Consider the following 13,426-nt stretch of genomic DNA (forward strand, 5'->3'; position numbering starts at 1 on the left):
CTCCTGTTATGCATAAAATATTAAAAGGCTTGCTGTTTGTTAGCATCGTGCTGATATTTGGCTATTTGCTTACCACCAGCCAGTTGTTTGAAAATTTAAATAAAAACTGGATTGATTTGCACATCCGCAATAATGGCATTCAGGGCATAGGTTATTATGTGCTAATAACCGCCATTGCTGCATCGATAGGGGCACCCCGACAGTTGCTGGCCTTTTTGGGCGGTTATGCCTTTGGTTTCGTTAACGGCACCTTGTTATCAACTATTGCCACAACACTAGGGTGTGCGCTGACGTTTCATGTGGCGAGGTTTTTATTGCGCCCGGCTATTAAGCGAAAATATGGACATCGAACGCAAAAAGTCGATGTATTTTTAACCCAGCAACCCATGTTAAAAACCATTATTATTCGCTTGTTACCGGTAGGTAATAATATGGTTACCAATCTGGTTGCCGGCGTAACACATATTAAAGCGCGTTACTTCATTACAGGTTCAGCGATTGGTTATTTGCCCCAAATGGCTATTTTTGCACTAATGGGTAAAGGCATTGTGGTGTTATCTACCTGGAAAATAGCCTTAAGTGTTTTACTGTTTTTTGTATCCAGTTATCTAAGCTGGCATTTATACCGTCAGTATAAAGCAGCGCGTCAGCTGGATGAATTAACCTCCTCAACACAAAATCTGCCGGATACTCATCCGGGAGCCAACTAAAGAGAGTCTCTAGTGCAAGGATTGATTGCCCGTTACTTTAATTTTGAACAGATAAAAAGCGGGCAGTACCGCGATATCAATCTGTTTTGGCTGCTGATTACGTCTTTGACTCTTATTTTTATCGGATTAGGCTTACGTGACCCGTGGCCCGCCGACGAACCGAGGTTTGCGCATATAGCGCAGGCAATGGTGGAAAGTGGACAATGGTTTTTCCCTGTTAGGGGCGGTGAGCTTTATCCGGATAAACCTCCGATTTTTATGTGGTCTATCGCTTTTTTTTATTGGATTACCGGTTCACTTAATATTGCATTTCTGTTGCCTTCAGCATTATGTGGCTTGTTAACCGTTTACCTGGTTTATGATATTGGTCGCCGTTTGTGGGATGACAAAACCGCTTTTATTGCAGGTTTAATGCTGGTTTTCACTCTTCAGTTTACTCTACAAGCCAAAACGGCACAGATTGATGCCATGGTGTGCGCCTGGATCACTATTGGATGTTACGGGTTATTGCGTTTTCTGTTGATTAATAATGCACAATGGCGTTGGTATTGGCTGGCATTCTTTTTTATGGGAATAGGTGTTATTACCAAAGGCGTCGGTTTCTTACCTGTTTTAATGTTAGTGCCTTACGCCATCATCAGATACAAAAGCCCTCAACCACATGAAATACCGGGAGGAGTAAAGTGGCTATCAGGGCTGTTGGTCATGTTGGCGGCAATTGGCCTGTGGTTCGTTCCTATGCTGTTGCTGGTGGAATATCATCAAAACCCCTTATTCGAACTATATCGCGATAACATTTTGTTTAAACAAACCGTAACGCGTTACGCTAATTCGTGGCACCATATTAAACCATTCTGGTATTACGTTGTTTCGGTTATCCCAGTTTTCTGGCTGCCGTTAAGTTTTTGCATCCCCTGGTTAATTAAGCCATGGTGGAATGCGATTAAACAGGCCGACAGACGAATCATTTTGCCACTTGGCTGGATTGTCCTGCTTTTGCTGTTTTTCAGTATTAGTCCGGGTAAACGTGGTGTATATATTTTACCGGCGCTTCCCATGCTTTGTTTAATCAGCGCGCCTTATTTGGACCAGTTGTTAAAGGCTAAGTGGCCCGCACGGTTGCTATCAGGCTTTATCGTTGTCTTAAGTGTATTACTGGTTGCAGTCGCTATTGCCGGAATTTATGGGGTGCCAAAAGCCATAAAACTGGCAGAAAAGTATGATGCTGAGCCATGGTCAATGTTATTGGCCATCGGCGCGTGCGGGTTATGTGTTACTCTGCTCTGTTTAAGAAAATCTATTATTTACAAATGGATAGGATTCATTTCCATATTATGGGCTATTTACAGCACCTGGGGGTATCAACTATTAAACCCGGTCAAAACACCTAAAAATATTTATCAAAATATGGCTGTGGTTGTTCCTGAAGGCGCTGAAGTAGCATTAATAAAAACCGCAGAACAATTTTTATTATTTACCCCCTATAAAATCACCCATTTTGGTTATCATACCCCACAGGAACTGCAGCTGGCAGCAGCATGGCGTTGGCAACAAACGAACCAGCAATATATTTTAACTGACAGGGATGGCGCATCAGATTGTTATGATATGGAGCAAGGACTAGATGTTGGCTGGGCGCACAGAGTGCACTGGGTTGTATTGCCGCTTAGTGCTAAATTGGCAAGTTGCAAAACACAGGTTCCTGACGATGTTCACCAGTATTTTTATCAGCATCCATAAAAACAAGACACTACATTAAATTAACGATAGACTGGCTGTTGTTCGGTTATGTAACAGAAAATGATGGATTATGACAACGATAACCCACATCTATGATAAACAACGTAAGCTGGTTAGTGTAACCGCTGTTGGTGAAGGTACGCCGGAAACTATTGTGCCTATGTACCAGAAAGCCCGTGAATTAGCAGAGTTACATAACGCAAATAAAGTAATGGTGGATCTTGTGGGACTCTCACTAGATTACGATTCTGAACATATTATTGATATTATTTACAGATTAATTCCGGTCGTTAAAGGGCTGCAGGTTGCACGTATTGTTGATGATACAAATTTTCGTCAGGATTTGATTGAACAACTAGCAGATAGCCATCAAATACATTTAAAAAACTTTAATAATGTTGAGGATGCATTGAATTGGTTTAGTACAGAACCTCAGTTTAGTGAGGCTGTTGACTAACCTGTCCGGCATTTAATGCAGAACCAAGTCCTTCATTTTGCCTATTTGGCCACGCACTATACTGTACTACAAAACCCTCCCTGGCGTTTGCGGATAGATAATGCCAATCCGGAACTGATTAATTGCTATCAAAAATTCAGGTGTTCAAGCTGCGCTTTTATTAGCGCATTTAATCCTCAGAGCAAAATGCAGCCTTATTCAGTCAATCAATTGGCACAGCATCAGTTAATCAGGATGGTTGAGAGTAATGGATGGAATTGGCTATCTGGCTCAGCTAAAGCAATTGATGGAACATGGCCGGCGGAAGATAATCTGCTCATCATGGGAATAACGCTTGCTGAATCATATTGTCTTGCAAAAAAACTCAATCAAAAGGCCTTTATATTCTGTGATCAGAATACTATCGCCAGACTAATTTATACGGATGACCAGACTTAGTTCAGGAATGGGGCGAAATTCATTCAATTAAACATAAAATTATGTCAATCAACGGATAATCATAGATTGTGTGTGCGAGATATGGTGTAGTTGATAACGGTTTCATGAGTAGTGAATTTTATGATCAACTGGCTTCAGCAACAATTCAACATTTCCCCCGACAGCGTTCTTATTTACGGTGATTATAACTACTGGATGGTTGGTGTTTCAGTATTTATAGCGATGTTTTCATCCTTTATGGGATTGCAAATTGCGTCTGAAGCGGTAAATGCCCCAACACTAAAGCGTAAGCGCATTATGCTATTAACTGCCAGTACCGCCCTTGGGGGAGGGATCTGGTCGATGCACTTTATAGGCATGCTGGCATTTGATCTCTGCACACCGGTTGAATATGGCTGGCTCCTGACCTTGCTTTCCGCTTTACCGGGGATTGCAGCATCCTGGGTGGCGCTGAATCACATAACGTCTCATCAGCAAAATTTTAGGTCTTTATTAGTCGAAGGCACACTGGTCGGTGCGGGCATCGGCACTATGCATTATACCGGCATGGCTGCGATGGAGATGGCACCATTTTTACGATACGACCTGTTTACCTTTCTATTATCCATTGTCGTAGCGGTAACTTTGGCTATTTTAGCCTTATGGATACGTTTTGGTTTGAGCCGTATTAAATCCCATTTATCCGGCTGGAAAATAAATATTACTGCGGCTGTTGTTATGGGATGTGCTATTTCCGGTATGCATTACACAGGTATGGCTGCCGCAAGATTTGTAAAACCAGCGGGATTAGATTTATCAGATTCTTCTGCGGATATGTCTTTTTATCTGGCGCTGGCGGTTTCGGTTGCCACCATAGTGCTGATTAGCAGCGTTTTGGGTATAAACCTGTTGTATAAATATCGTGATATTACCAAAAGAGCCGTTCAGAGTGAGCACCGTAAACGAGCGTTAATGGACACATCAGTTGACGCAATTATCACTATAAATAGTGATGGCTCAATACTAAGCGCAAACCTGGCGACAAAAACACTATTAGGCTGGGAGCCCGAACTGCTAGTAGGGCAAAGTGTTAATGTTATTGCTCCTTCTGAAAAAAAGTGGAAGAGTGATGATAAAATACAGCGTTTTATTGAAACTAAAAATCCCGCAATAATTGGAAATGGGCGCGAACTTCAGGTTCAGCATAAAAATGGCGACTTAATTGATGTCAGACTTGGATTAGGCCATGTAAAACTGGAAGACGATGACTTTTTTGTCGCTTTTATTTCTGATATCCGCCAACGTTTAAAAATGGAAAATGCATTACGGGAAAATGAAGAAAAATTCCGTTCAATGATTTCCAATATTCCCTGTATTGCCTACCGGTGTTTACATCAAACAGACTGGCCAATGTTATTTATCAGTGACCTGGTTGAGCAAATTACCGGTTATGCCGCAAGTGAATTTACCTTACCTAAGCCCAAACGTAGTTTTGTTGATTTGATTCACCCGGAGGATCAACACCTTATTACATTTAATGACCAGATGGATGACAGTTTCAATTTTGAATACCGGATTGTGCGTAAAGATGGTGAAATTCGATGGTTAATGGAGCAGGGCAATAAGGTGCGTGACGACAATGGACGAGTTCTGTGGCTGGATGGATTTATACTGGATATAACTGAACGCCATAAAATGGAGCAACAATTACGAGAAGCAAAAGAGGCTGCTGAAAATGCAGCATCGGTGCGCGCAGCATTTATGGCTAATATGAGTCACGAAATACGTACTCCAATGAACGCCATTATCGGTTTTAGTGACATATTACTCGAATCCAGGTTAGAGGCAGATCAAGCCAAGCAGTTACGTACTATCAATAATTCGGCCAAGTCGTTGTTACATTTATTAAACGATATACTGGATAGTGCCAAACTTGAAAAAGGTAAACTTGAACTTGAGATACGGGATTTTTCACTCATTGAAGAAGTCGATACGGTGGTTTCGACTTTATGGTTACAAGCCCGTAATAATGGTCTGAAACTAACCACCAATATTTCCCCTAAATTAAAGGCCTGCTATCAAGGTTCTCCCGAGCGCATTCGTCAGGTACTAACCAATTTATTAAGCAATGCCGTTAAGTTTACACAACAAGGTTTTGTTGAATTAAATGTAGAACCCGAAACGGCTAATCAGGTGAAATTTAGCGTCATCGATAGTGGTATTGGCATGAGTGAGGAACAATTGGCTAATGTATTTGAGCCCTTCACTCAGGCGGACGCCTCCATGAGCCGCCGGTTTGGCGGAACCGGTTTAGGCACCACTATTTGTAAACAGTTAGTGGATTTAATGGGGGGGACCATTAGTGCTAAAAGTGAACTGGGCAAAGGAAGCGAGTTTACGGTGATTCTTCCACTGGAAGAAGGCCAACAGCAAACCAGCGAGTTGGCGATTGAATCTGTACAACTTCCACCATTAAAAATACTGATTGTTGATGATATTCAGCAGAATATTGATTTACTGACATTATTATTTAGCCGTCACGGTCATGAGGTTGTAACCGCCCGGGATGGTCAGCAAGCATTAATTCGTATGACTACGGAAGACAACCTGGATCTGGTCCTCATGGATGTGCAAATGCCGGTGATGGACGGATTAACGGCAGCACGGGAACGGCGTATACAAGAACAGCAAACGCAAAACTTAAAACCATTGCCGATTATTGCACTCACGGCCAGCGTGCTGGAGGATGATAAAGTAGCCGCGCAAAATGCGGGGATGGATGGTTTTGCCAACAAACCGGTAGATTTCGATATTCTTAGCGCTGAAATTGCACGTGTGTTAGGGATTGGTAAAAGAACATCCGGCACTTCCCAACAACGACAACCCTCCAAATTAATTGATGAATCAAAGGGTGTTGCATTATGGGGCAACAAAAGCGCCTATTTTTCTGAACTGCGAAACTTTACCTTGCAACATCAAACCGATTTTGAGCAGTTAATTGTCACCTGTGCTGCGCAAAACTGGCCATTGCTAAAAGCTGACGTCCATAAATTAAAAGGGTTGAGCGGAAATTTATCGTTAACACAATTAATGCGTCATCTGGAAAAAGTGGAATCTGTTATCCTTAGTCATCCTGAGCAATCCTGTAAGTTATTGCCGGATACATTAGAAATATTTACGAGGGTCAAAGAGCAGGTTGCTGCATACGTCAATTCAGCCGATACCACGGCAGTTACCTTATCTGAACAAAAAATCCCGAACCAGAATTTAGTTGAATTGCTCGAGGATATTTACCGGCAGGCAACAGAAAATGAAATTGATGAAGCAAACTTAGAGCGGTTGCTGTCAATACAACATTCTGAGTATTCCTCTGAATTTCAAAACATTTATCAGGCACTCAATGATTTCGAATTTGATTCAGCACAACAACAGTTACTGCAACTAATTAATAAAGTGAAGCATCAGGATTAAAGGGTTATGCACGACGAACATACAAAAAGTATTCTATTGGTTGATGATGAGCCAGCTAACCTGCGGGTCCTAAAACAAATACTTCAGGACGATTATCGGCTCATTTTTGCCAAAAGCGGAGCTGAAGCTTTACGTCTGGCTGAACAAAAAAAGCCGGCTTTGATTCTGCTCGATATTATGATGCCGGATATGACCGGATTTGATGTTTGTGAACAATTAAAATCCCACTCTGAAACAAAAAAAATTCCGGTTATTTTTGTTACCGCATTAAGTGATGAAACCGACGAGGCGAGGGGACTTGAACTTGGCGCTGTAGATTATATTACCAAGCCAGTGTCGGCTCCGGTTGTTAGAATAAGAGTCAAAACGCACTTGTCCTTAGTGCAAGCTGAAGAATTAAAACGCACGCGATTGCAGGTTATTCAGCGTTTAGGCCATGCTGCAGAATACAAAGATAATGAAACAGGTATGCATGTTATGCGTATGAGTCATTACTCTAAAATATTGGCGTTAGCATATGGCTTTTCTCCGGAACAAGCCGATAACCTGCTGCACGCTGCGCCAATGCACGATATAGGTAAAATAGGCATTCCTGACAGCATCATGCTTAAACCCGGCAAATTGACTGATGAAGAATTTGCTGTAATGAAATCCCATCCCAATATTGGTGCAGAAATATTAGGGGATGATGATTCAGAGCTAATTACTCTGGCTAAAGTGGTGGCCTTGACTCACCACGAAAAATGGAATGGTAGCGGCTACCCTAACGGCTTAAAAGGTGAAGATATTCCAATTGAAGGTCGAATTGTTGCAATCGCGGATGTGTTTGACGCCTTAACCAGTGTGCGTCCATATAAAGATGCTTGGTCCGTTGAAGAAACCATGGAATATATTAGCAGTCAGAGTGGCAAACATTTTGATCCCAAACTGGTTGAATTAATTAAACAGGAACTTCCTGCTATTTTAGACATTAAACAACGTTATCTGGATAACTAAGAAACTATTAAGTCTGTTTGTTGCTTGATTGTTCAAACGTGACTTTATTCCTTCCATTATGTTTAGACTGGTATAGCGCGCTATCAGCCTGCTCATAGAGCTTCTCAAAACTGGTTAAACAATCCTGCGTAGTCACGCCAATTGATACGGTGCAATTTATCGATTGCAATCCTGTCGTTATTGGGGCTCCAGCTATTTTATGGCGCAAACGTTGAGGTCCGGCCGGTAAAAGCGTTGAATTTAGCCACTTCTAACGTAACCGATTGAATATTATGAATTAATCAACCAGCAGTTCAAAAGTCATGGGCTTAACCTGCTTGGTTAGATCCAGCTCAAAACTTCCTAGCCGCCCCAAATGCTCGGTATGATACGGTGAGAATTCGGCCATAATGTCGCGGGTAATATTGTACCCTTCCGACTTCAATTGATTGAACACTTCGGTCATCGCGTTTACGTTGTATAAGATCGCGAAGTTGGCCAGCAAATGATTGTATTTAACGATTTTGCTTTGTTCGTGTCTCAAGTTTGCAGGAATTTTCCCGCCATTAGCAAAAAACAACCACCGGGCAAACTCATTGAACTCTTCGCTCTTACAGGTCGCTGCCTGGATTGTTTTGCGCAGATCAACGTCGGTAATGTATTCCAGCAAAAACATGGTTCTGACCACGCGCCCGAGTTCACGGAACGCAAAGTACAGCTTGTTTTTCCGGTTCTTGGTGCCGAACCGGCGCAGGATTGTCGAAGCGGTGATTTTCCCTGCTTTAACTGACATGGCCGTTCGCATCATATCCGCATAGTGGACCAGCGGGGGCATTTGAACGAAAACCTACGGTTTTGACTCCCAGGCCCTCCGCGTAAACGTAGGTTTCCGAATAATCACCCCTTCCCCTCATCTTCAATAAAGTACGTACCATTGGGCAACACATGCTTATAGGGCAATAACGAGATATGGGATAAGGTCTTGTCGTCGATATCCTCCCCCTGCTGCCGGAGCTGCTCAACCACGTCATTTATCTTGATCGTGTTCCAGTACAGAATGGCATTGGATACAAAGCTGAGGCTGCTGGCCTTGTTCATGATTTCCTCATAGTCCCCAGTGGTGAATTCACCCTGGTCCGCAAAGAATATCCAGCGCGGCAGTTTGTGCCGGTATTCCCCTTTGTTCAGTTGCCGCTGGACGGTTTGGCGCAGTTCTTTGTCAGTCAGGTACCGCAGAATGTATTCGGTCTTGATGATCCGGCCCAGGTTGGTAAAGGCCTTGGTGAGGCGATCGGAGGGTGAACTGTTGGTCAACCGTTGAACGATGACGTGTGCTGGCGCAGTTTTCTGCTTCAGAGAAATAACCACCCGCATCATGTATTCCCATTGCTCCTCAATGATCGACAGATCAGCTGTTTTCGTGAGTAAATGGTTGAGGTCACCATAATCGACGGATTTGTCGATACGGTATAGCTGCTGATCCTTCAGATCCCGAATAAGTGCCATAAAGTAGAAGCCAAGCAAATGACAGAGGGCGAAGACGATTTCAGTGTACCCGTGCGTATCGGTGGTGTGCTCTCGGATTTTCAGAATCGTGTTGTTTTCCAGCAGACCGTCCAGAACATACAGGGCTTCACGAGGGCTACAGGAAATGATCTTGGTGCTGAACACGGAATATTGATCGGATACGTGGGTGTAGATCCCGATGGCTTTTTCATAATAGCCGTAATAGCGGGGATAGTATGAAGCCAACAGGCTGTCGGCGCGGATTTTAAAGCGTTGCGCATCTGAAGAGGACAATGTACCGGAACCATACACCGCACTCAACGGCAGCTCATGGTGTTGATTCACAATTTCAGCACTGGCGTTGATCAGGGTTTCTTCGCGAATATAGTATTGCAGGATATGCCTTAGCATATCGACAGTAACGCCATTGACGCTGTTACTCATGGACACGACGCCCAGGTTTGTGGCTTGTGAAATAATGGCAGCCATCAGGCTTTTGTAAAAGTTTTTGGGCCGTGACTGGTGATGCTGGATAGGGACAAAGTGACGACTGTAATGCGTCATTTGATCCACCTCCATCAGCAGTTGGTTGACTTTATCCGGTACGTCCAGTTTGTCGTCACGCTTGAGTTTCAGCCGGCCATTGTGTATCTCGGCGAAATTATCCAGTCCAAAACGCTTTTGCGCTGCTGACACCGCTTCGTGGAACTGGGATGAAATGGCGGAACGCACTTCGTGTGGCAAAGGCTGCTGTAGCTCGGTATAGACGGTGTGTTTGGTTTCATCCCAGTTGGGCTCGTTCAAGGTCAGATCCCAGAACGACACATGCTGTTTGCTCTGTGGTAAATACAAATCGCCGGAACGCAACGCATCTTTCATCGCGAGAGCAAGGCCCATTTCCCAAACATTGCGATTGATGTTGCCGGTTTGATCTTTAAGGCTGCGACGCAGCTCGCGGGGAATGAACGCAGTCGGTGTATTCTCCGGCAGTTTTTTCAGATCGCCGTCATCCAACTGCCGGACGAACTGGATGGCTTTTATCAGTGGCCCAGAACCTTTCGCCACTTCAAACGGTAACCGTATAAAGTCGGAAAAATACTTTCGTAAACTGGGGTAACGGGTCAGCAACAAATCGCAATAGCCGCGTTCTTCCAGGCGTTTAAAAATGTGCAGATCCTCAATGGAGGCCAGCAAGTGCTTCTCGTCAATACGCTGCCATAAGTCATTCTTGTACAACGGCTGTTCCTCCGGCCATTCCAGCAAAACATGCGTGGTATCGAGCACAGCATCGATGGCTTTCTTCTGGCGTTTACGGAATTCCTTGTGCTTTTTGTCGTGACTGTTTCTGGTTTGTCGGCACAGTTCCGTCATGTACTGATCGTGCATTTTGACCAGGTTATCCAGCAGAATCTTGCGGGATTCTAACAGGAAGCACACCATCAGGGCATAGCGCTTGTGGTCTTTGAAGCGTTTCATGTCCTTGGCGCTGTAGCGCTTGGTCAGTCGATACAGGTAGTGAAGAAAAGCGGTATCAATGACCTTTTCCTCGAATTCATTAATGCCGGTGGCCACCAGATTGTCATAGCGCTCCAAATAGCGTTTCAGCGATGAGATTTTGGCGGCCGGTGGATACTCTTTGAGTTGGTTGAAGTAGGTTCGTTGATTACCGTCCGTGGTTTGCAACAGATCGTCGATGGCACCGCGCAGTTCAGGGGACATCTGATCAAACACCTGCTCGAAAAGCTGAGTGTGGACCTGGTTACAAATACGGATGATCTGCCGTTCGATGGTCGAGGGTCCTGGCAACATAATACGGTTCAACAACAGGTAACGTTCTGCCCGGTGAAAAAGTTCATCCGGCAGCAGCCCCTGACGGGCGTGTTCCTCTATCCAGCGATCCAGGTCGGCTTCCACTTTGTCATCAAACCGTTGAAAGCCCAGATACTTGAGGATGTTATTCCGATGCTCCAATAGTGTCGCTTCCCGCTCGGGCACGTCCACGGTTAGCGTGGGCGGGTGGTCGAGTTGACTGCTTAGGTAGCTGATTACCCGGGGGGATAGATCATGGAGCTGGTTAAGAAACCGGCCATAGAGACGCATGGCGCACAGTTGGATGGCAAATCCCAGACGGTATTGCTTACGGTACTTGTTGACCACCTGGCAATCGCGTCGGCTCAGCGTCCAATCGCGAACCATTTCTTCGTCGGAAAATCGTTGTGGCAGCATTAACGGTTGGTATCGCTGCTGGTTGGTTAAGAACTGCTCTTTGGCTGTCATGGGCTCTCACTTGGGCTCAGTCACGCCAACTACTCCTATAGCGTTGTTTTTATTGATGTTTTTATATTCGTAAGTCGCCATTGTCGTATCTAACAATCAGACGGCATTGTAATAACGAATAGACGATAATAAAATAACGAATAGACGAATTTCAACCATCAATTAGCCGAGCGCTTATTTTATGTACCCACGTTACTCTGAATACAATGTCAAAGAAGCGCTGAGCGACACCCCGGTGGTCTTTGTGATGGGGCCTCGCCAAGTCGGTAAAACCACTCTGGTGAAGGCGTTGATTGGTGAGATGGGCGCTGAAAACTGGGAATACATTACCCTGGACGATCAGGCCCAATTCGAAATTGCACAAGCTGATCCCGTCGGGTTCATCCGTAATCTGCCACCGAAACGAATTGCGCTCGATGAGGTTCAGCGCCTGCCTGAACTGTTCGTCTCCATTAAGCAGGCTGTGGATGAACAACGCACGGCAGGTCGCTTTCTCCTGACGGGTTCCGCCAATGCCTTGTTATTGCCCCGGCTATCGGATTCCCTGGCCGGCCGGATGGAGTCGGTTCGCCTGACAACGCTTTCCGAATGTGAGATCCATGGACGACCCCCCAGCTTTTTAAGCAAACTACTGAACCAGGAAGCGCCTTCGGCTCAGGACATTCGTGTGCGGGATCATCTACTGCAACGGTTGATTACGGGGTGTTTCCCCGAGCCTCTGCAACGTGCCAATGAGCGGCGAAGCACCGCTTGGTATCAACAGTACGTCAGTACATTGATCCAGCGGGATATCCGCGATCTGACCCATATCGATCACCCCGATCTGATGGCCAAGTTACTCAAACTCACCGCCTTTTATGCGGGGAAACTGGTTAACCTGACCGAACTGGGCGCTAAACTTGGGCTGGATCGACTGACCATCAAAAAATACATGGCGTTGTTGGAGCAGTTGTTTTTGGTGGAACAGCTGCCGGCCTGGCATTCCAACGAATATAAGCGCCTGGTGAAAACACCCAAACTGCACTCGGTCGATACCGGCATGATGTGCGCCGTGCGGGGCCTCAATCGGGAGCGCCTGCTGAAACAGCCAGGTGATTTTGGGTTGGTGCTGGAATCCTTCGTCTACAACGAATTGCGCAAACAGGCGGTGTGGATCGAGGAGCCCTTGAACTTCTACCACTACCGTGACAAGGACAAGGTGGAGGTCGATGTGATCATTGAAAACGCCATGGGCGATTGTTTTGCCATTGAAGTCAAAGCGGCGGCAACCTTGAGCACGAAAGATTTTACCGGCTTGAAACGCTTTCAAAGTGTGGCCGGCAAGCGCTTTAAAATCGGTGTCCTGCTCTACGATGGCGATCATACGACGGCTTTTGGTGACAATCTCTTTGCTGTCCCGCTGGGAGCGCTCTGGTCATGAACGAAAACCACACCATTGGCCAGCTGGCCAAGACAGCAGGTGTCAACGTCGAAACCATCCGCTACTACGAACGCCGTGGTTTGATCCGTCAACCACCCAAACCCGCAGAGGGATACCGTACCTACCCAAACGCAACCTTGGCTCGGATTTTATTCATCAAACGCGCCCAGGAACTGGGTTTTACGCTGGAGGAGATCAACAACCTGCTGTCATTGGGCGAGTCGCATTGCTCGGAAGTCCAGGAGCTGGCCGAAGCAAAGCTGGCCAGCGTGCGTGAAAAAATTAACGATCTACACCGCCTGCAACAGGTGTTGGAAGAGCTCGTCACACAGTGCCGGACCAATCCTGACAATGCGGCATGTCCTATTGTTGAATCCCTCCAACCTGCTCCTCGTCAATAAAAGGCATTGGACTTGACTCCGTACCTTGGTACGGGACTTACACTGATTTCAC

10 protein-coding genes and 1 pseudogene are annotated in these 13,426 nt (G+C 45.4%); 8 read left to right on the forward strand and 3 right to left on the reverse strand.

The features are described from left to right. Window positions 1–8 precede the first annotated feature (8 nt). The 6 genes from H8B19_RS13770 to H8B19_RS13795 all read left to right on the forward strand — a co-directional run bounded on the left by H8B19_RS13770 (window position 9) and on the right by H8B19_RS13795 (window position 7,791). Complete coding sequence (locus H8B19_RS13770; RefSeq protein WP_186507477.1) at window positions 9–710, forward strand: TVP38/TMEM64 family protein; 702 nt, start codon at window positions 9–11, stop codon at window positions 708–710. Window positions 711–731: 21 nt separating this feature from the next. Further along, the gene (locus H8B19_RS13775) at window positions 732–2,450 is read left to right on the forward strand and encodes an ArnT family glycosyltransferase (protein WP_186507538.1); all 1,719 of its coding nucleotides are present in this window, start codon (window positions 732–734) and stop codon (window positions 2,448–2,450) included. Window positions 2,451–2,520: 70 nt separating this feature from the next. Next, on the forward strand, window positions 2,521–2,907 hold the full coding sequence (locus H8B19_RS13780) for a hypothetical protein (RefSeq protein WP_186507478.1): 387 nt from the start codon (window positions 2,521–2,523) through the stop codon (window positions 2,905–2,907). Between the two features lie 15 nt (window positions 2,908–2,922). Further along, window positions 2,923–3,345 carry a DUF3293 domain-containing protein gene (locus tag H8B19_RS13785; protein WP_186507479.1) on the forward strand — a complete coding sequence of 141 codons (423 nt, stop codon included), beginning with the start codon at window positions 2,923–2,925 and terminating at the stop codon, window positions 3,343–3,345. 120 nt (window positions 3,346–3,465) lie between these two features. Further along, window positions 3,466–6,795: an MHYT domain-containing protein gene (locus H8B19_RS13790; protein WP_186507480.1), complete on the forward strand. Its 3,330-nt coding sequence runs from the start codon at window positions 3,466–3,468 to the stop codon at window positions 6,793–6,795. A gap of 6 nt (window positions 6,796–6,801) precedes the next feature. Continuing rightward, entirely contained in the window at window positions 6,802–7,791 is a 990-nt protein-coding gene (locus H8B19_RS13795; protein ID WP_186507481.1) for a response regulator, read from the forward strand. Between the two features lie 7 nt (window positions 7,792–7,798). Here the strand turns inward: H8B19_RS13795 and H8B19_RS19295 are convergent, their stop codons facing one another. The 3 genes and pseudogenes from H8B19_RS19295 to H8B19_RS13810 all read right to left on the reverse strand — a co-directional run bounded on the left by H8B19_RS19295 (window position 7,799) and on the right by H8B19_RS13810 (window position 11,553). Further along, on the reverse strand, window positions 7,799–7,999 hold the full coding sequence (locus H8B19_RS19295) for a GGDEF domain-containing protein (protein ID WP_186507482.1): 201 nt from the start codon (window positions 7,997–7,999) through the stop codon (window positions 7,799–7,801). Between the two features lie 69 nt (window positions 8,000–8,068). Beyond that, window positions 8,069–8,590, reverse strand: a pseudogene (locus H8B19_RS13805) (Tn3 family transposase); the annotation flags it as partial. Between the two features lie 77 nt (window positions 8,591–8,667). Continuing rightward, window positions 8,668–11,553: a Tn3 family transposase gene (locus H8B19_RS13810; RefSeq protein ID WP_186507483.1), complete on the reverse strand. Its 2,886-nt coding sequence runs from the start codon at window positions 11,551–11,553 to the stop codon at window positions 8,668–8,670. Between the two features lie 181 nt (window positions 11,554–11,734). On the opposite strand from H8B19_RS13810, the gene H8B19_RS13815 reads away from it, so the two are divergent. Then, window positions 11,735–12,973, forward strand: a complete 1,239-nt coding sequence (locus H8B19_RS13815) for an ATP-binding protein (protein ID WP_186507484.1) — start codon at window positions 11,735–11,737, stop codon at window positions 12,971–12,973. Further along, on the forward strand, window positions 12,970–13,374 hold the full coding sequence (gene merR / locus H8B19_RS13820) for an Hg(II)-responsive transcriptional regulator (protein ID WP_015485717.1): 405 nt from the start codon (window positions 12,970–12,972) through the stop codon (window positions 13,372–13,374). Before H8B19_RS13815 ends, merR begins: the two co-directional genes overlap by 4 nt. The last annotated feature ends 52 nt before the right edge of the window (window positions 13,375–13,426 follow it).

Source organism: Neptunicella marina (assembly GCF_014270035.1).
Classification (GTDB): domain Bacteria; phylum Pseudomonadota; class Gammaproteobacteria; order Enterobacterales; family Alteromonadaceae; genus Neptunicella; species Neptunicella marina.

Excerpts from the sequence above, each read along its gene's own strand:
- H8B19_RS13770 (WP_186507477.1), top strand. The coding sequence starts at position 9 with ATGCATAAAATATTAAAAGGCTTGCTGTTTGTTAGCATCGTGCTGATA.
- H8B19_RS13785 (WP_186507479.1), top strand. The coding sequence starts at position 2,923 with ATGCAGAACCAAGTCCTTCATTTTGCCTATTTGGCCACGCACTATACT.
- H8B19_RS13815 (WP_186507484.1), top strand. The coding sequence starts at position 11,735 with ATGTACCCACGTTACTCTGAATACAATGTCAAAGAAGCGCTGAGCGAC.
- H8B19_RS13810 (WP_186507483.1), bottom strand. The coding sequence starts at position 11,553 with ATGACAGCCAAAGAGCAGTTCTTAACCAACCAGCAGCGATACCAACCG.
- H8B19_RS13795 (WP_186507481.1), top strand. The coding sequence starts at position 6,802 with ATGCACGACGAACATACAAAAAGTATTCTATTGGTTGATGATGAGCCA.
- H8B19_RS13790 (WP_186507480.1), top strand. The coding sequence starts at position 3,466 with ATGATCAACTGGCTTCAGCAACAATTCAACATTTCCCCCGACAGCGTT.
- merR (WP_015485717.1), top strand. The coding sequence starts at position 12,970 with ATGAACGAAAACCACACCATTGGCCAGCTGGCCAAGACAGCAGGTGTC.
- H8B19_RS13780 (WP_186507478.1), top strand. The coding sequence starts at position 2,521 with ATGACAACGATAACCCACATCTATGATAAACAACGTAAGCTGGTTAGT.